Annotated in this window: 12 protein-coding genes; 9 read left to right on the top strand and 3 right to left on the bottom strand. The window is 75.1% G+C overall.

Going from position 1 to position 18,297, the window contains the following annotated elements; translation table 11 throughout:
• The first annotated feature begins 19 nt into the window (after window positions 1-19).
• Together Ae150APs1_RS01320 and Ae150APs1_RS01315 are read left to right on the top strand one after the other, a co-directional pair.
• Window positions 20-889: an acyl-CoA dehydrogenase family protein gene (locus Ae150APs1_RS01320; RefSeq protein ID WP_212567137.1), complete on the top strand. Its 870-nt coding sequence runs from the start codon at window positions 20-22 to the stop codon at window positions 887-889.
• On the top strand, window positions 886-1,683 hold the full coding sequence (locus tag Ae150APs1_RS01315) for an enoyl-CoA hydratase-related protein (RefSeq protein WP_075301548.1): 798 nt from the start codon (window positions 886-888) through the stop codon (window positions 1,681-1,683). Before Ae150APs1_RS01320 ends, Ae150APs1_RS01315 begins: the two co-directional genes overlap by 4 nt.
• A gap of 71 nt (window positions 1,684-1,754) precedes the next feature.
• Here Ae150APs1_RS01315 and meaB read toward each other — a convergent pair whose 3' ends face one another.
• From meaB to Ae150APs1_RS01300, 3 genes are read right to left on the bottom strand one after another with little or no spacing between them, the layout of a single operon-like run.
• Entirely contained in the window at window positions 1,755-2,765 is a 1,011-nt protein-coding gene (gene meaB / locus Ae150APs1_RS01310; RefSeq protein ID WP_010225525.1) for a methylmalonyl Co-A mutase-associated GTPase MeaB, read from the bottom strand.
• A 13-nt stretch (window positions 2,766-2,778) separates the two neighbouring features.
• Window positions 2,779-4,995: a methylmalonyl-CoA mutase gene (gene scpA / locus Ae150APs1_RS01305; protein WP_249266524.1), complete on the bottom strand. Its 2,217-nt coding sequence runs from the start codon at window positions 4,993-4,995 to the stop codon at window positions 2,779-2,781.
• A 23-nt stretch (window positions 4,996-5,018) separates the two neighbouring features.
• On the bottom strand, window positions 5,019-6,968 hold the full coding sequence (locus tag Ae150APs1_RS01300) for a methylmalonyl-CoA mutase family protein (protein ID WP_083679863.1): 1,950 nt from the start codon (window positions 6,966-6,968) through the stop codon (window positions 5,019-5,021).
• A gap of 199 nt (window positions 6,969-7,167) precedes the next feature.
• On the opposite strand from Ae150APs1_RS01300, the gene Ae150APs1_RS01295 reads away from it, so the two are divergent.
• From Ae150APs1_RS01295 to Ae150APs1_RS01265, 7 genes are all read left to right on the top strand, one after another.
• Window positions 7,168-7,773, top strand: coding sequence for a sulfite oxidase-like oxidoreductase (locus Ae150APs1_RS01295; RefSeq protein WP_075301544.1), 606 nt, complete (start codon window positions 7,168-7,170; stop codon window positions 7,771-7,773).
• 8 nt (window positions 7,774-7,781) lie between these two features.
• On the top strand, window positions 7,782-8,519 hold the full coding sequence (locus tag Ae150APs1_RS01290) for an FAD-binding oxidoreductase (protein WP_075295205.1): 738 nt from the start codon (window positions 7,782-7,784) through the stop codon (window positions 8,517-8,519).
• 210 nt (window positions 8,520-8,729) lie between these two features.
• On the top strand, window positions 8,730-13,232 hold the full coding sequence (locus tag Ae150APs1_RS01285) for a Pls/PosA family non-ribosomal peptide synthetase (protein ID WP_212567136.1): 4,503 nt from the start codon (window positions 8,730-8,732) through the stop codon (window positions 13,230-13,232).
• Window positions 13,229-13,927 carry a BPL-N domain-containing protein gene (locus Ae150APs1_RS01280; protein WP_249266166.1) on the top strand — a complete coding sequence of 233 codons (699 nt, stop codon included), beginning with the start codon at window positions 13,229-13,231 and terminating at the stop codon, window positions 13,925-13,927. Before Ae150APs1_RS01285 ends, Ae150APs1_RS01280 begins: the two co-directional genes overlap by 4 nt.
• A complete protein-coding gene (locus Ae150APs1_RS01275) occupies window positions 13,924-15,276 on the top strand; it encodes a heparan-alpha-glucosaminide N-acetyltransferase domain-containing protein (protein ID WP_075295201.1) in 1,353 nt (450 codons plus the stop codon). Before Ae150APs1_RS01280 ends, Ae150APs1_RS01275 begins: the two co-directional genes overlap by 4 nt.
• A gap of 10 nt (window positions 15,277-15,286) precedes the next feature.
• On the top strand, window positions 15,287-16,744 hold the full coding sequence (locus Ae150APs1_RS01270; protein ID WP_139316768.1) for a M1 family aminopeptidase: 1,458 nt from the start codon (window positions 15,287-15,289) through the stop codon (window positions 16,742-16,744).
• A gap of 94 nt (window positions 16,745-16,838) precedes the next feature.
• Complete coding sequence (locus Ae150APs1_RS01265; protein ID WP_075295197.1) at window positions 16,839-18,296, top strand: cytochrome ubiquinol oxidase subunit I; 1,458 nt, start codon at window positions 16,839-16,841, stop codon at window positions 18,294-18,296.
• Window position 18,297: the final 1 nt, after the last annotated feature.

The raw sequence follows: 18,297 nt of genomic DNA, 5'->3' as shown, positions 1-18,297 counted from the left end.
CGTCGCCGAGGCGTGCGCGGTGCTGGAGCAGATCGGCCGGTTCGCCGCGCCGCTCCCGGTCGCGGAGACCGGGCTGCTCGGCGGGTGGCTGCTGGCCGCGTCCGGCACGGACGTCCCGCCCGGCCCGGTGACGACGGCGTCCACCGGGGTCGCGCTGCGCCGCGAGGGCGCACGCCGGGTGGTGGACGGGACCGTCGCCCGGGTGCCGTGGGCGCGGTCCGCGCAGCGGCTGGTGCTGCTCGCGCGCTCCGACGACGGCCCGCAGGTCGTCACGGTCGACCCCGCACGCGCCCGCGTCGAGCCCGGTCAGAACCTCGCCGGCGAGCCGCGCGACACCGTGCACCTGGACGGCGTCGCCGTCGACGAGGCCGCGCCGGCACCGGACGGCGTCACCCTCGCCGCGCTGCACCGCCGCGGGGCGCTGTCCCGGGTGGCGCTCGTCGCGGGTGCGGCCGGGCGGGTCCTGGAGCTGACCGTCGGCTACACGAACGACCGGCACCAGTTCGGACGGCCGGTGGCCCGGTTCCAGGCCGTCGCCGCACATCTGGTGCGCCTGGCCGAGCAGACCGAGGCGGTGCGCATGGCCGCCCGGGTCTGCGCCGCCAATGCCACGGCCGCACCGGGGGGAACCCCGGCGGAGTTCGACGTCGCCGCCGCCAAGACCGTCGCCTCCGCGGCGGCCGGGACGATCGCGGCGGCCGCCCACCAGGCCACCGGGGCGATGGGGATGACCCGCGAGTACGAGCTCGGCCGCCTCACCCGGCGCCTCTGGTCGTGGCGCGAGGAGTACGGCGCGGAACGGGAGTGGAGCACCCGGCTCGGGGCGTCCCTGGTCGCGGGCGGGCCGGACGCGCTGTGGCCGTCGATCGCGCGGGGAGCCGTGGCGTGAGCGCGCCGACCCGCACGGAGAACGGCCTCGACGTCCGCGTCGCCGGCCGCGTCGCCACCGTCACCCTGGACCGGCCGGAACGCCTCAACGCGCTGTCGGCCGGTCTGCAGGCCGACCTGGTGCAGGCCTTCGACCGCTTCGACGCCGACGACGACGTCTGGGTCGTGGTCCTCACCGGTGCCGGGTCGAGGGCGTTCAGCGCCGGTGTCGACCTCAAGGAGGTCCGCGAGCACGACGACGGGGCCGGGAACGGGCTGCGGCCGATGGGCGGGACCTCCCGCAACGTGTTCGAGACCGTCCTCGAGTGCGGCAAGCCGACCGTCGCCGCGCTCAACGGCTGGGCGCTCGGCGGGGGCTGCGAGCTGGCACTGGCCTGCGACATCCGGATCGCGGCCGACCACGCCCGCATCGGGCTGCCCGAGGCGAGACGCGGCATGGGCGCCAACTTCGGGGTGCACCTGCTGTCCCGCACCGTGCCGCGCGGCATCGCCTACGAGCTGCTCTACACCGGCGACGACATCGACGCGGCCGAGGCACACCGCTGGGGGCTGGTGAACCACGTCGTCCCGGGCGACGAGCTCGCCGCGCACTGCGCCGCGCTGGCCAGCCGGATCGCCGGGAACGCGCCGCTCACGGTGCGCCGGTACAAGGCGGCCGTCGGGCGGGGCGGCGAGCTCCCCCTCGCGTCGGCGCTGCGGCTGTCGGTGGGACCGGACCCGTACACCAGCGAGGACCGCGTCGAGGGGGTCGCGGCGTTCGTGGAGAAGCGCCGCCCGGTGTGGCGGGGCCGGTGATCACCGCGCGTCCGCCTGGCCGGCCGCCACCGCCGAGGAGCACCCGCAGCGGCCGCCGCCCGCGCAGGACGTCAGCGCAGGACGTCGAGGATGGTCTGCGCGGCGAGGGTCGGTGTGAGCCCGCCGGTGCGGACGTCGGCGGTCAGCTCCGGCAGCCGCTGCTTCAGCTCCGGGTCGTGCACCACCCGGTCCATCAGCCGGTCCCGCACCATCTGCCACATCCAGTCGACCTGCTGGTCCGCGCGCCGGGTCGCGAGCTCGCCGGCCTTGTCCAGCGCCTCGCGGTGCTCGCCGACCTTCTCCCAGACCGTGTCCAGGCCCATGCCGGTGTGCGCCGAGCAGGACAGCACCGGGGTGCGCCAGTGCGCGGACGCCGGGGTCATCATGTGCAGCGCCCCGGCCAGCTCGCGGGCCGCCGCGCGGGCGTCCTGCTCGTGCTTGCCGTCGGCCTTGTTCACCGCGACGACGTCGGCGAGCTCCAGGATGCCCTTCTTGATCCCCTGCAGGGCGTCGCCGGTCCGGGCGATCGTGAGGAACAGGAAGGTGTCGACCATGCCGGCGACCGTCGTCTCGGACTGGCCGACCCCGACCGTCTCCACCAGCACGACGTCGTAGCCGGCGGCCTCCATGACCACCATCGTCTCCCGGGTGCGCCGGGCGACGCCGCCCAGCGTGCCCGCCGACGGCGACGGCCGGACGAAGGCGTCCGGGTCGGTGGCCAGCCGCGGCATCCGGGTCTTGTCACCGAGGATCGAGCCACGGGTCCGGGTGGACGACGGGTCCACCGCCAGCACCGCGACCCGGTGCCCCTGGCCGGTCAGCCGGGTGCCCATCGCCTCGATGAACGTCGACTTCCCGACCCCCGGGACCCCGGAGATGCCGACCCGGACGGCGTCGCCGGACTTCGGCGTCAGCTCCAGCAGCAGCTCCTGGGCCGCCCGCTGGTGGTCGGGGCGGCTGGACTCCACCAGCGTGATCGCCCGGGCCAGCAGCGTGCGGTCTCCGTCGAGGACCCCGCGGGCGAGCGCGGCGGGGTCCGGGACGCGGCCGGCGGCGCGGCCGGGCCCGGTGGATCCGCCCATCAGTCCCTGCCCATCAGTCGGCGAACACGCTCCCCGCCGCGGCGGGGGCGTCACCGTCGCCTGCACCGTCACCGGCGCCGTCGCCGTCGCCGTGGCCCAGGGCCGCCGACAGCTTCCCGAGCAGGTCCACCGCCGCCTCGGCGATGACCGTGCCGGGCGGGAAGACCGAGGCGGCACCCATGTCGAGGAGCTCCGGGACGTCGGCGGGCGGGATCACGCCGCCGACCACGACCATGATGTCCTCGCGGCCCAGCGCGGCGAGCTCGCTGCGCAGCTCCGGGACCAGCGTGAGGTGCCCGGCGGCCAGCGAGCTGGCGCCGATCACGTGCACGTCGGACTCGGCGGCCTGCTTGGCGACCTCGGCCGGGGTCTGGAACAGCGGCCCGACGTCGACGTCGAAGCCGATGTCGGCGAACGCCGTCGCGATCACCTTCTGGCCGCGGTCGTGGCCGTCCTGGCCCATCTTCGCGACCAGGATCCGGGGCTGGCGGCCCTCGTGCTCGGCGAACTCGGAGACGAGCTCGCGGGCGCGGTCGATCGCCGGGTTCTGCCCGGCCTCCTCGGAGTACACACCGGAGATGATGCGGATCTGACCGGCGTGGCGCCCGAAGACCTTCTCCAGTGCGTCGGAGATCTCCCCGACGGTGGCCTTGTTGCGGGCCGCGTCGACGGCCAGGCCGAGCAGGTTGTCCTCGGCACCGCGCCGCGACCCCTCGGCGATCTTCTCGGCGACGCCCGTCAGCCTGCGGAGCGACTCGTCCAGGGCACGGTCGTCGCGCTCGGCCCGCAGCTTCTGCAGCTTCTCGAGCTGCTCGCGGCGCACGTTCGCGTTGTCGACCTTGAGGACGTCGATCTGCTCGTCGGCCTCCAGCACGTACTTGTTGACGCCGATCACCGGCTGGCGGGCGGAGTCGATCCGGGCCTGGGTGCGGGCCGCGGCCTCCTCGACGCGCATCTTCGGGATGCCGGCGTCGATCGCCTCGGCCATGCCGCCGGCCTTCTCGACCTCGTCGATGTGCGCCCACGCGCGCCGCGCGATGTCGTAGGTCAGCTTCTCGACGTAGTAGCTGCCGCCCCACGGGTCAACGACGTTCGTGGTGCCGGACTCCTGCTGCAGCAGCAGCTGGGTGTTCCGGGCGATCCGCGCCGAGAAGTCGGTGGGCAGCGCGAGCGCCTCGTCGAGGGCGTTGGTGTGCAGCGACTGCGTGTGGCCCTGGGTGGCGGCCATCGCCTCGACGCAGGTGCGGACGACGTTGTTGTAGACGTCCTGCGCGGTCAGCGACCAGCCCGAGGTCTGCGAGTGGGTCCGCAGCGACAGCGACTTCGCGTTCTTCGGGTCGAACCGGTGGACGAGCTTCGACCAGAGCAGGCGCGCGGCCCGCATCTTGGCGACCTCCATGAAGAAGTTCATGCCGATCGCCCAGAAGAAGCTCAGCCGCGGCGCGAACTTGTCGATGTCCAGCCCGGCGTCGACGCCGGCCCGCAGGTACTCCACGCCGTCGGCGAGGGTGTAGGCGAGCTCCAGGTCGTTCGTCGCCCCGGCCTCCTGGATGTGGTACCCGGAGATCGAGATCGAGTTGAACTTCGGCATCTTCGCGCTGGTGAAGCCGAAGATGTCGGAGATGATCTGCATCGACGGCTGCGGCGGGTAGATGTAGGTGTTGCGGACCATGAACTCCTTCAGAATGTCGTTCTGAATGGTTCCGGTCAGCTTGTCGGGGCTCACCCCCTGTTCCTCCGCCGCGACGATGTACAGCGCGAGCACCGGCAGCACGGCGCCGTTCATCGTCATCGAGACCGACATGCGGTCCAGCGGGATGCCGTCGAACAGCTGGCGCATGTCGAGGATCGAGTCGATCGCGACACCGGCCATGCCGACGTCGCCGGCGACCCGCGGGTGGTCGGAGTCGTAGCCGCGGTGGGTGGCCAGGTCGAACGCGATCGACAGGCCCTTCTGGCCCGCGGCGAGGTTGCGCCGGTAGAAGGCGTTCGACTCGGCCGCGGTGGAGAACCCGGCGTACTGCCGGACCGTCCACGGCTGGTTCGTGTACATCGTCGGGTACGGGCCGCGCAGGTACGGCGTGATCCCCGGGTAGGTGCCCAGGAAGTCGAGCCCGTCGAGGTCGCGGGAGGTGTACAGCGGCTTGACGCCGATGCCCTCCGGCGCCTCCCAGGTGGGGGCGGACCCCGCCCAGTCCGACGACGGCGTCGTCGCGGGGCCCAGGGGCACCGAGGTGAAGTCGGGAATCTGCGTCACTTCGATCCCTCCAGGGCGGTACCGGTGCGCGCTTCCAGCGCGGTGAACACGTCGTCGATCACGCCGAGGGCGTCACAGCCGGCGAACAGGTACCCGTCGACACCCGCCACGTCGTCCTTCGGCTTCCCCGCCAGCAGGATGCGGGTCGCGCCGGCCTCGTGCAGCGCGGCGGCCGTCGCGGCGGCGCGCTCGTCGTAGAGCGCGTCCGACGAGCAGAGCACGACGACCGTGGTCCCGGTCCCGCCGAACGCGTCGGCCACGTCCTGCACGGACTCGGTCGGGCCGGCCTCGGTGGCGTCGATCCCGCCCGCGGCGAGCAGGTTGCGGGTGAACCCGGCGCGGGCCGTGTAGGTGGCCAGCGGGCCCAGCGTCGCGAGGAACGCGGTGGGACGGCTGCCGGTCGCCTCCAGTACGGCGTCCGAGCGGTCGCGGTGGACCTCGTAGGCCTCGGCGGGCCGGTAGAGCGGGAGGCCCCCGCGCTGCACCGGCTCGGGCAGCGGTGTCCGTTCGACCGGGCGCTCGTGGAGGTCCGGGAACTCCGAGACGCCGGTCAGCGGGACCTTGCGGCGGGCGACGTCGGTCTCCCGGCGGGCCCGCACCTGCGCCACCTTCTCCTCGACGAGGCCGGAGTCCAGCGCGGCGACGGCCCCGCCGGCGGCCTCGATCTCCTGGAAGAAGGCCCAGGCGGCCGCGGCGAGGTCCTCGGTCAGGTGCTCCACGTACCAGGAGCCGCCTGCCGGGTCGATCACCCGGGCCAGGTGCGACTCCTCGATCAGCAGGCTCTGGGTGTTGCGCGCGATCCGGCGGGAGAACGGCTCGGCCGCACCGAGCGCGGCGTCGAACGGCGGCACGGTGACCGCGTCGGCGCCGCCGACACCCGCCGCGAACCCCGCGACGGTGCCGCGCAGCATGTTCACCCACGGGTCGCGGCGGGAGAACGACGCCTCCGACACCACGGCGTGCTGGCGCTGGGCGACCTCGGTGGTGCCGCTGGCCTCCAGCACCCGCGACCACAGCCGGCGCGCGGCGCGCAGCTTCGCGATCGTCGGGAACTGCTCGGGGGTGGCGGCGTAGCGGAACTCCAGCACCCGGGCCGCGGCGGCGACGTCGAGCCCGGCCGCGGTGAGGGTCCGCAGGTAGGCGACGCCGGCCGCGAGCGACCAGCCCAGCTCCTGTCCGTCGGACCCGCCCGCCTCGCGGACGACGGTCGCGTCGACGGTGACCGCGGCGACCTTCGGGAACGACTCCGCGACCTGCCGGGCCGGCTCGACGACCGTCTCCGGCTCGCCCGCCGCGCCGGCGGCGGACCCGGCGCGGGCGCGCAGCCCGATCGGGTCGACGCCGAGCGAGCCGAGCAGGTCGGCGTCCTCGACGCCGTTCCGGGCGGCCAGGTCGAGGTAGGCGTGCGCGGCGGGGACGGCGTCGGTGCCGGCGTCCAGCGCGACCGCGGCGAGGTCCAGGTAGACCCCGTCGAGGGTGCGCGCGAGGTCCGTGACCGGGACACCGCCCTCGCCGACCCGCAGCCAGATCGAGTTGACGCCGCACTCCAGGTCGGCGAGCAGGGCCTCCCGGACGGCGGCGGGGTCGGTGCCCGCGTGCCGCTGCCGGATGTCCCAGCCCTCGGGCACGTGACCGTCGGTCAGGGCGCCGCGGGTGAAGGGCCACGAGCCCGGGACCCCGGTCTCCGGCAGGCCCTCGACGTCCTCGGCGGCGTAGAGCGGCGCGACCCGGAAGCCGTCGGCCGAGGTCCGGGTGAGGGTGTCCACCCCGGCCCCGGGCTCGGCGTCGTCGGTGATGCGGCCGGACTTGCGCACCACGCCGTCCGCGGCCGCCGTCCACTGCTCGCGGGTGACCGGGTCGAAGCCCCCTGCCAGGACGAGCTCGTCCGGCTCCACCGGGGCGTCCGTGTCAGGTGCGCCGACCGCTCCGCGGTCGCTGTCCGTCATCCGCTCAGTATCTCCTCACCGGCCCGCGGGGCGGCCTCGTTGCCCGCCGGGGCGACGCCGTCGCGGCGTCACCGAAGTCGTCGGGAGTGTAGTGACGGGCCGGCACCGTGCGGTCATAGGTGTGGCGAGGCGCGCACGGGCTGTGACGCAACCGACCGCCGGCGGGAACAACCGGCCCGCCGGGTGCATTGTCGTCGTCATGCCCCGTGTGACCCGTGGCTTCGTCGGCCGCCGTCCCCGCGACTCCCGGCTGCCGCCAGGCCAGTACGACGCCGGTGACCAGTGGCCGGTGCTCACCGCCGAGCGGGCGCCGCACCTCGACACCGACCGGTGGACGTTCCGGATCGAAGGGCTCGTCGAGCGCGAGGTCGAGTGGACCTGGGACGAGATCGGCGCGCTGCCCCGGGAACGGTGGGACGGCGACATCCACTGCGTCACGACCTGGAGCAAGTTCGGCATGCGCTGGTCGGGCATCCCGGTCGACGACCTGCTCGAGGCGGCGGGCCCGCTGCCGCGGGCCCGGTTCGTCGTCGCGCACTCGCACTCCGGCTACACGACCAACCTGCCGTTGGCCGACGTCACCGGCGGGCGGGCGTGGCTGGCGTTCGACGCCCAGGGCAGGCCCCTGACCCGGGAGCACGGCGGCCCGGCCCGGCTGCTGGTCCCGCACCTGTACTTCTGGAAGAGCGTCAAGTGGGTGGCGGGGCTGCGGGTGCTCGCCGAGGACGAGCCGGGGTTCTGGGAGCGCAACGGCTACCACGACCGCGGCGACCCGTGGCGCGAGCAGCGGTTCCAGGGGGACTGAGCGGACCGATGAGCACGGACCCTGGCGCGCGCCCGACGACATCGCGCCGCACCCTGCGCTGGCAGACCGCCACCGTCCTGGGGATCCGGGACGAGGCACCGGCGGTCCGGACGTTCACCCTCGGCCTGGAGGAGCCCGCCCGCCACCTGCCGGGCCAGTACTACGTGCTGCGGCTCACCGCGGAGGACGGCTACACCGCCCAGCGGTCGTACTCGGTCGCCTCCGCCCCGGACGGGCGCCCGGAGATCGACCTGACCGTCGAGCGCCTCGACGACGGCGAGGTCTCGGAGTTCCTGCACGACGTCGTCGTCCCCGGGGACGTGCTGGAGGTGCGCGGCCCCGTCGGCGGCTGGTTCGCCTGGACCGGGGACTCCCCCGCGCTGCTGGTCGGCGGCGGGTCCGGGCAGGTCCCGCTCACCGCGATGCTCCGTCACGCCCGCGCCGCCGGACGTCCCGACCTGGTGCGGATGATCGTGTCCGTGCGGACCCCGCGCGACCTCTACTTCGGCGACGAGCTCCACGTGCCGCAGGTGACGCCGGTGTTCACCCGCACCGCGCCGGACGGCTCGGTCCGGCCGGCGGGCCGGCTCGTGCTCGACGACGTCGCACCGCACGTCCGCGGCGGGGAGACCGCCTACGTGTGCGGCTCCCCCGCGTTCGCCGACGCCGCCGCGGCGCTGTTGGCCGAGGCCGGCGTTCCCGACGACGCGATCCGGATCGAGCAGTTCGGCCCCACCGGCAGCTGATCCGCCCCGGACCGGCGCGCTCCCCCGGGTAGCCGACCAGCGGCACCCACACAGCGGGCAGACCGCTCCCCATGCTCACGCAACGTGATTGAGATAGGTCACCTCGAACGCCGTCGGCCTAACACGATCGGGTTTCCAGACCGACGTACCGGGAGCACCACGGCCTCGTGACCGGAGCGCTCCCCGGCAGCTCCCCCAAGGAGAATGACCTTGACGTTGTCCCCGCCCCGGGCGGGCACCGAGACACGCCCGGCTCCGGCCGGACCGCCCCACCCCGATCGGCTGCACCGCTTCTTCGAGGCGTCGGTGGCCCGCCACCCCGACGCCGTCGCCCTCCAGGACGGCGCCCTGGAGCTGACCTACGCCGAGCTCGACGCCCGTGCGGCGCAGCTCGCCCGGTACCTCCAGGCTCGGGGTGCCGGGCCGGGGCGCCGCGTCGGGATCCTGCTGCACCGCAGCTGGCGGACCTACGCGGTGCTCCTCGCCGTGCTGAAGACCGGTGCGGCGTTCGTGCCGATCGACCCGGCCGCGCCCGCCGACCGGGTCGTCTACATCCGTGACGACGCCGGGCTCGACCTGCTCGTCACCACCTCGGACCTCGCCGAGGAGCTGCCCCGCGACCGGGTCGTACCGCTGGACCTGTGCGCCGCCGAGGTCGCCGCGCTGCCGCGGCACCCGCTCGAGCCCGTCCGGCCCGGCGCCGACCCGCTCGCGTACATCATCTACACCTCGGGCTCCAGCGGCCGCCCCAAGGGCGTCGCCGTCGCGCACCCCAGCATCTACAACTTCGTGCACGTGATCACCCAGGTCTACGACGTCCGCCCGCACGACCGCGTCTACCAGGGCATGACGATCTCGTTCGACTTCTCCGTCGAGGAGATCTGGACGACCTTCGCCGCCGGCGCGACCCTCGTCGTGGGGCCCACCGACTCCCGCCGGATCGGCGCCGAGCTGGGCGACTTCCTCGCCGACACCGGCGTCACCGTGATGTGCTGCGTCCCCACGCTGCTCGCCACGATCCCGCGCGAGCTGCCCGCGCTGCGGACCCTGCTCGTCGGCGGCGAGGCGTGCCCGGCCGGGCTGGTCGAGCGCTGGGCGCGGCCGGGCCGCCGGATGCTCAACACCTACGGCCCGACCGAGGCGACCGTCACCGCGACCTGGGGCGAGCTGGTGCCCGGCCGCGCCGTCACCATCGGCCGACCGGTGCCCACCTACTCGGTGGTGATCCTCGACGACGCCCTGCGCGAGGTCCCCCGCGGCGAGGTCGGCGAGATCTGCATCGGCGGACCGGGCGTCGCCGTCGGGTACGTCAACCTGCCCGAGAAGACCGCCGACCGGTTCGTCCGGCACCCCGCGGCACCGCCGAACGGCGACGGCCGCCTCTACCGCACCGGCGACCTCGGCCGCATCGACGACCACGGCGAGATCGTCTACCTCGGCCGGGCCGACGACGAGGTCAAGATCCGCGGCCACCGGGTGGACCTCGGCGAGATCGAGAGCGTCGCCCTGGAGCGCCCCGACGTCGAGAGCGCCGTCGCGGCCCTGACGAAGCCCGGGGACGGCACCGGCGAGGAGCTCGTCGTCCACGTCGTGCCCGCGGCCGGGCCCGGCGGGCCGGTGGACCGAGCAGCCCTGCACGAGCTGCTCCGGACCCGGCTGCCCGACTACATGGTCCCCGGGTACCTGGAGGTGCTCGACCGGCTGCCGATGATGCCCAGCGGCAAGGTCGACCGGCCGCGGCTGCCCGCGCCGTCCGGGCCGCGGATCGTCGTGACGGACGGGCCGGTGGTCGAACCCGCGACGGAGCTGGAGACCCGCGTCCGGTCGGTGCTCGCCGAGGCGCTGTCGCTGGAACCGCACCTGGTCTCGGTCACCGCCGACTTCTTCGACGAGCTCGGCGGCCACTCGCTGCTCGCCGCCCGGGTCGTCACCCTGCTGCGGGAGCGCGGCGTCGGGCGCAGCCCGGCCGTGCGCGACCTCTACGAGAACCCGGACGCCCGCGCGCTGGCCGCCGCGCTCGACCCGGACGCCGGCCCCGGCACCGGGGGCACGCCCGGCTCGGTCCCGCCGCCGCCGCGCCCCGAGCCGCTGCGGCACTCGCGGCGCCGCTACTCCGCCGCCGGTGCCGCGCAGGCCGGGTCCCTGTTCGTGCTCATGCTGGTGATGACGCTGCCGGCCGCCGGGGTCTACGCCTGGCACGGCGGCCGCGTCGCCCCGGACGTGCTGGCCCAGCTCGCGCTCGGTGCCACCGCGGTCTTCCTGCTGCAGCGCTGGCTGCTGGCGCCGCTCGCGGTGCGGGCGCTGAGCGCGGGCGTCCGTCCCGGGCGCTACCCGATGTGGGGGCGGGTGCACCTGCGGTTGTGGGCGGCGGACCTGCTGCTGTCGATGTCCCCGCTGCCGGTGCTCTCCGGTGGCCCGCTCGCGCCCGGCTACCTGCGGATGCTCGGGGCCCGCGCGGGCCGCGACGTCCACCTGGGCAGCTCGGTGCTGTCCCTGCCGCGGATGCTGCACCTCGGCCACGGCGCCACCGTCGGACACAGCGCGGCGCTGCGCCCGTGGACGGCCGCGGACGGCTGGATCACCGTCGCCCCGATCATGATCGGCGAGGGCGCCCACGTCGGGGCCGGCTCGGTCGTCGAACCGGGCGCGGTCATCGGTGCCGACGCCGTCCTGGGCGAGCAGTCGGCGGTGGCGGCCGACCAGCTGGTCCCGCCCGGCGAGCACTGGGCCGGGTCGCCCTCGGCGCCGGACGCGGCCGACGCCGCCGTCGCCGAGCTGTCCGAGCGCGGGCCCGCACCGGCGTGGACCCGGGCGCAGCTGGCCGCCGCGGCCGCCGGTGTCGCCGCCCTCGAACTGGTCGCGCTGGCGTCGCTCGTCCCGGCGGTGCTGCTGGTGTGGACGTCGCTGCTGTTCTTCGGCGACGGCCCCGCCCTGGCCGTCGCGGTCGCCGTCGGCCCGGTGTTCGTGGTGACCGTCTGCGTGCTCGTCGCGCTCGGCCGCCGGATCGTCCGGCCCCGCACCGGGCCGGGCGTGTTCCCCGCGCGGTCCGCGCTGGGACTGCGCAAGTGGTTCGGCGACAAGCTGCTCGAGATGAGCCTGGCCTACACCAACTCGCTGTACTCCACGCTCTACACGGTCGGCTGGCTGCGGCAGCTCGGCGCCCGGATCGAGCGCAGCGCCGAGGTCTCCACGGCATCGCACATCGACCCCGAGATGCTCACGATCGCGCAGGGCTCGTTCGTCGCCGACATGGCCAGCGTCGGCAGCGCCACCTTCCACAACGGCTGGATGGTCCGCCGTCCGACGCTGGTGGGCCGGCGGGCGTTCGTCGGGAACGCCGCCGTCGTCCCGGCCGGGTCGGAGCTGGGCGACGAGTCGCTGGTCGGGGTCGCCACGGTGCCGCCGACGTCCGGTGTCCCGCGGGACACCACCTGGCTCGGGTCCCCCGCGATGCACCTGCCGGTCCGGCAGGACTCCGGCGACCACCCCGAGAGCATGACGTTCGCGCCGTCGCGGCGGCGGGTCGCGGAGCGGCTCGGGATCGAGTTCCTGCGTGCCACGCTGCCCGCGTCGGCGATCTCCGTGTCGCTCTACCTGTTCCTGCAGGGCCTGTCCGACGTCGCACGGACCGCCCCGGCATGGGCGGTGGTGCTCGCGGCGCCCGCTCTCGCGCTCGGCACCGCGCTGCTGCTGGTGCTGCTGGTCGCGGCCGTGAAGTGGCTGGTCGTCGGCACCTACCGGCCGCGCCGGGAACCGCTGTGGAGCCGGTTCGTGCGCCGCTCGGAGTTCGTCACCGGCCTCTACGAGGCGTCCGCGGTCCCCGGGCTGCTGACGATGCTGTCCGGGACCCCGCTGCTGCCCCCGATGCTGCGGCTGCTCGGCGCCCGGATCGGGCGTCGGACGTGCGTGTCGACCACCTACCTCACCGAGTTCGACCTCGTGGTGATCGGCGACGACGCCGTGGTCGGCCGGGACGTCTCCCTGCAGACCCACCTGTTCGAGGACCGGGTCATGAAGATGTCGACGGTCACCGTCGGCCCCGGAGCCTCGGTCGGCGACCGCGCGATCGTGCTCTACGACGCCGTCGTCGGCGCCGGGACCCGGCTGGACCCGCTGTCGCTGGTGATGAAGGGCGAGCACCTGCCCGACGGCACGCGCTGGCGCGGCATCACCGCGCAGGCCGTGCTCGACGCGCCGGCGGAGCCGCTCCCCTCCGCACCGGCGCCGGACCCGGAGCGGACCACCCGGATCGCCCCCGTCACCGACCACGCCGACCCGGAGCGGACGACCGCGCTCGCGCGGGTCGGCGGGGCACCCGACCCGGGCCGCACGGTGCGGCTCCGTTCGGTGCAGGCGGCCCGGTCGGCGCCGCGGCGGTCGGGTGGCGACACCGTGCGCCGGGCCCCGGCCGTCCCGGCCGCGCGCCGGCCCGAGGAGGCACCCGTGGAGGCACCCGTGGAGGCGACGGCCCGGCAGGCGCCCGTCGTCCCCGCAACGTCCGGTCCGGGGCCGCAGCGGGTCCCGGTCCCGGCTCCCCGGCACGCGAGCCGGTCCGCCCCGCCGGCCCCGGCCTCCCGGCCCGCCCCGCCGGCGGCGCCCGGTCCGCGGCGTCCCGGTGCCGGGCAGGGCCGGCACCGCCGGGGCCCCGCGCAGGAGGCCTCCCGGCCGTCGCCGGGACCGGCGGGCGACCGCCCCGGGCCGGGCCCACGGTGAGGCTGCGCGACCTGGTCGGCGGCCCACGGCGGCCCTCCGGTGACCGGCCCCTCGCGCTGGTCTACCGCGGCCGGGCGAGCATGCCCGGCTGCCCGGAGTCGGTGGCGGCCCTGCTGGCGTCGTCCCGGCACGGGTTCGACGTCCGGTTCGTCGGCCGCCGCGAGGACCTCCCCCTGACCGCGGAGACCCTGGCCGGCGCCGCCCTGTACGCCCAGCCCGGCGGCGGGACGCTCGACGCGGCCTGGCGCCGGATGCGCAGCGCCCGCGGCCCGGTCCGCGGGTTCGTCGCGGGCGGGGGCCGCTACCTGGGCTTCTGCCTCGGCGGGTACCTGGCCGGGGCGACACCGGGCTTCGGGCTGCTGCCCGGGGACACCGACCGGTGGATCGGCCGGCCCGGCGCCACCGGCGGCCACGACGGCGACGCCGTCGTCCGGGTCGACTGGCGCGGCCGCGACCGGGCGCTCTACTTCCAGGACGGGCCCCGCTTCCTGCTCGACGCGAACGCCGGCGGCACCGTGCTGGCCCGCTACCCCGACCACGAGGTCGCCGCCGCCGTGACGCCGTTCGGCGCCGGCCGGGTCGGCGTCGTCGGCCCGCACCCCGAGGCGGGGCCCGACTGGTTCGACGACGCCGGGCTCCCCCGCACCGACGCACGCGACCTCGGCCTGCAACTGATCGACGAGGTGATGGCGTGACCCGACCGACCCCCGACGCCGAACGGACCGTCCCGGCACTGCAGCCGGTCCGGCTGCCGGAGCAGCGCGCGGTCCCCGCCCCACGGCCGCGACCGGACGGGGACCGGTCCGGGAACCGGCTGATCGGCGTCGACGCCGCCCGTGGTGTCGCGCTGCTGGGGATCGTCGCGGTGCACGCCCTCGTCGAGACCACCGACGACGGCGTCCCCACCCCCAGCTACCTGATCTTCGGCGGCCGGTCCGCGGCGTTGTTCGCGCTGCTGGCGGGGGTGTCGTTCGCGTTCCTGACCGCGCGGGCCCGGGTCCGACCCGGACCGGACCTGGCGGCGGCCGCGGCGTCGCTCGCCACCCGCGCGGGGATGCTGATGCTGGTCGGGCTGGCGCTGAGCTGGACCGACCCGACGATCGCCGCGCTGATCCTGCCGTACTACGCGGTCGCGTTCCTGCTGGCGATCCCGCTGGTCGCCGTCCCGACGCGGGTGCTCGCGCCGCTCGCGGTGCTGCTCTGTACCGGGGTCCCGGTGCTGTCGCACCTGGTGCGGCCTGCGCTTCCCGATCCGTCGCTGGCGAACCCGTCGCTCGTCGAGATCGTCACCGACCCGGGCGGGGTGCTGTCCGAGCTGACGGTGACCGGCGCCTACCCCGCGGTGCTGTGGGTGTCGTACATGGCGGTGGGGATCGTCGTCGGGCGGCTGCGGCTGTCGTCGACCCGCACGGCGCTCGCGCTGCTCGGCGGGGGCACCGCCGTCGCCGTCGTCGCGACCGTGACGTCGATGTGGCTGCTCGGCCCGGGCGGCGGGTACGCCGCCATCGCCGCGGCGAGCCCGCCCGCGCTGCCGGCGTCCGCCCCGACGATCGCCGACGCCGTCGCCGGCTACCCCGACGGCGTCACCCCCACCACCACCTGGTGGTGGCTGGCGACGGTCGCCCCGCACTCCGGCACGCCGCTGGACATGCTGCAGACCGCGGGCTCCGCGCTCGCGGTACTGGGGGCGGCGCTGCTGCTCGCGGGTGCCACGCACCGGGTGGTCGCACCGGTCGCCGGCGTCCTCGTCCGCCCGCTCGCCGCGGCCGGGTCGATGACGCTGACCTTCTACGTCGCCTCGATCCTGTTCATGAACTCCCCGCTGGACGTGTTCGACCCGGTCGAGGGCTACCTGTGGCAGATCGGCGTCGCCCTGGCCGCCGGGACGGCGTGGCGCCGCGCGGTCGGCCGCGGGCCGCTGGAGACGCTGGTCTCCGCACCCGCGCACGCCGTGCGCGACCGGGTCCGGGCCCGTACCCGCGATCGGGTGGCACCCGCCGGTGCGCCGCGCGCGCCGATCGCTGCGGGCCGCGACCGCCGGTAGCCTCGCGTCCATGATCGACCTCACCCGGCGGTACCGCGGTCTCGCCGGGGTGGCGGTCGTCCTGGCGGTCGTCGGCGGCTGCGCGGCCGGTGTCCCGGACACCGACCGGGCGGCCCCGGCGCCCGACCGTCCGGTCGTCGACGCCACCCTGGACATGGCACCCGACCTGTCGTCGGCGACCGGCACCCAGACCGTCCGCTTCACCCCGGACACCCGGGTCTGCGAGCTGGTGTTCCGGCTCTGGGCGAACCGGCCGACCGCCTCCGAGGACGGCACGTCGTCGGAGGTCACCCGGGCGTCGGTCGGCGGGACGCCGGTCACCCCGCGGGTCGAGCAGGCGGGCGCCCCGGACGGTGCGCCCGGCACCCTGGTCGAGCTGCCGCTGCCGTCGTGCGCCGAGGCGGGCACCCCGGTGACGGCCGATCTCGGCTTCCGGCTCACGCTCGGCGCGGACTCCGCCGAGCGGATCGGGTACTCGCCGAGCGCCGGGACGGCCTGGCTCGGCAGCCCGTTGCCGGTGCTCGACCACGTCCGGGGCCGCGGCTGGGTGCGCGAGCCGGCACTGGACATCTCCGGCGAGACGGTCGTGTCGGAGGACGTCCGGCTGAACTCGCTGGCCGTCACCTCGGGCGACGACCAGCAGGTCGCGGGCGTCGGCACCCCCACCGGGAGCAGCCCGGCGGCTCCGGGCCGCACGACCCGCACCTTCACCGCCGACGCGATCCGCGACGTCGCGATCGCGGTGGGCGCCTACCGGATCACCGAGACGACGGTCGGCGGCACCCGGGTGCACGTCGCGCTCCCGGCGGCCGGCCGCGCCGGCGCCGGTGAGAGCGGCGGCAGCGAGCAGGGTGGCGATCTCCGCGGGTCCGCCTCGGACTGGTCGGAGAGCGTCGCCGACAACCTGACCCGGCTGGAGCAGCTCCTCGGCCCGCACCCGTATCCGGACCTGTGGGTGACGATCGTCCCCACCCAGAGCGACGGCGTCGAGTTCCCGACGCACGTCCAGTTCGGGGACGTCTCGAACGGCACCCGCCCGTCGCTGGTGGCCCACGAGCTGGCGCACATGTGGTTCTACGCACTCGTCGGCAACGACCAGGCCCGCGACCCGTGGCTCGACGAGTCGTTCGCGACCTGGGCCCAGGCGATCGTCTCCGACCAGTTCGACTACTACCGCCTCGACAAGTACTCGGCCGGGTCGGACGGGCGGATCGGCGACCCGATGCGGGTGTGGGACCGCCGCGGCGGGTTCGACGGCTACGTCACCGGCGTCTACGACCAGGGCGCCGCCGCCCTGCTGGAGGGCCGCCGCCGGGTCGGAGCGGAGCGGTTCGACGAGGCGGTGCGCGGCTACCTCGACGCGAACGCGCACCGGGTCGCCGGGCCCGCCGACGTCGAGCGCGCGTTCGCCGGTCTGCCACCGGTGCTCGACGTCCTCCGCGAGCACGGAGCCTTCACGCAGTCCTGAGTGGCGGGCCCCACCCCGGCCCCGGCCCCCGTCGATCTTCTACTTACGGTAGAACTACTACTGAACGTAGAACTTTGCGGAGAACGGGGCCTGAATGGACGCGCTCGACCTGGCACGCTGGCAGTTCGGGATCACGACGATCTACCACTTCCTGTTCGTCCCGCTGACGATCGGTCTGTCGGTGATCGTCGCCTCGCTGCAGACCGCGTGGTTCCGCACGGGCCGGACCGAGTACCTGCGCGCGACGAAGTTCTTCGGGAAGCTCTTCCTGATCAACTTCGCGATGGGTGTGGTCACCGGCATCGTGCAGGAGTTCCAGTTCGGGATGAACTGGAGCACCTACTCGACCTTCGTCGGCGACGTCTTCGGGGCGCCGCTCGCGATGGAGGCGCTGATCGCGTTCTTCCTGGAGTCGACCTTCATCGGGCTCTGGATCTTCGGCTGGGACCGGCTCCGGAAGGGCGTCCACCTGGCCTGCATCTGGGCCGCTGCGCTCGGGTCGAACCTGTCGGCGTACTTCATCCTCGCCGCGAACGCCTGGATGCGGAACCCGGTCGGCTACGAGGTCGACCCCGCCACCGGCCGCGCCCGGCTCACCGACATCGGCGCCGTCCTGGCCAACCCGCAGGCGTGGTCGACCTACTTCCACGTCGTCGCCGCGGCGTTCGTCATCGCCGGCCTGTTCGTGGCCGCCGTGAGCGCCTGGAAGCTGATGCGGGAGCGGTGGCCGCGGACCGGTGACGCGGTCCCCCACGGCTCCGAGCACGAGCTGTTCCGGAAGAGCCTGCGGGCCGGCCTGCTGGTCACCCTGATCGCCGGCGCGCTCGTCGTCGCCTCCGGGGACCACCAGGCCAAGCTCGCCGCGACCTACGAGCCGATGAAGCTCGCCTCCGCAGAGGCGCTGTGGCAGACCGAGGGCTCCGCCGGGTTCTCGCTGTTCGCGGTCGGCGACATCCAGGGCAGCCGCAACCACATCAACGTCCAGATCCCGGGTGTGCTGAGCTTCCTCGCCACCGGCGACCCCTGGGGGCCGGTGCAGGGCATCGAGAACGTCCAGGCCCAGTACGAGGCCCTCTACGGCCCCGGCGACTACCGCCCGAACATCGCGGTCCTCTACTGGTCGTTCCGCATGATGATGGGGCTCGGGCTGGCCGGCGTCGCCGTCGCGGCGGCGGGACTGTGGCTGACCCGCCGCGGGCGACTGCCCCGGCACCGCTGGATGTACCGGGTCGTCGTCGCGGCGCTGCCGGCCGCGCTGGCCGGGAACATCTTCGGCTGGATCCTCACCGAGATGGGCCGCCAGCCGTGGACCGTGCACGGCGAGCTGCTGACCGCGGCGAGCGTGTCGCCCGGGGTGAGCCTCGGGCAGGTGGCGTTCTCGCTGGCCGCGTTCACGCTGCTCTACGGCGTCCTCGCCGTCGTCGAGGTGGGGCTGCTGTTCCGCTACGTGAAGGCGGGCCCGGCCGCCGCGATGCCCTACCCCGACCCCCCGGAGCCCGACGGCCCCACCGCCGCACCCGGCGAGCGCCGCGACCCGGCGTTCGGCTACTGAG

It is taken from the genome of Pseudonocardia sp. Ae150A_Ps1 (assembly GCF_001932315.1).
GTDB lineage: Bacteria > Actinomycetota > Actinomycetes > Mycobacteriales > Pseudonocardiaceae > Pseudonocardia.
This window is presented reverse-complemented; position numbering and strand designations above follow the sequence as displayed.

Bases quoted from the DNA above. Each gene is read 5' to 3' on its own strand.
- meaB (WP_010225525.1), bottom strand. From the start codon at position 2,765: ATGGGCGGATCCACCGGGCCCGGCCGCGCCGCCGGCCGCGTCCCGGAC.
- Ae150APs1_RS01300 (WP_083679863.1), bottom strand. From the start codon at position 6,968: ATGACGGACAGCGACCGCGGAGCGGTCGGCGCACCTGACACGGACGCC.
- Ae150APs1_RS01295 (WP_075301544.1), top strand. From the start codon at position 7,168: ATGCCCCGTGTGACCCGTGGCTTCGTCGGCCGCCGTCCCCGCGACTCC.
- Ae150APs1_RS01290 (WP_075295205.1), top strand. From the start codon at position 7,782: ATGAGCACGGACCCTGGCGCGCGCCCGACGACATCGCGCCGCACCCTG.
- Ae150APs1_RS01270 (WP_139316768.1), top strand. From the start codon at position 15,287: ATGATCGACCTCACCCGGCGGTACCGCGGTCTCGCCGGGGTGGCGGTC.
- Ae150APs1_RS01265 (WP_075295197.1), top strand. From the start codon at position 16,839: ATGGACGCGCTCGACCTGGCACGCTGGCAGTTCGGGATCACGACGATC.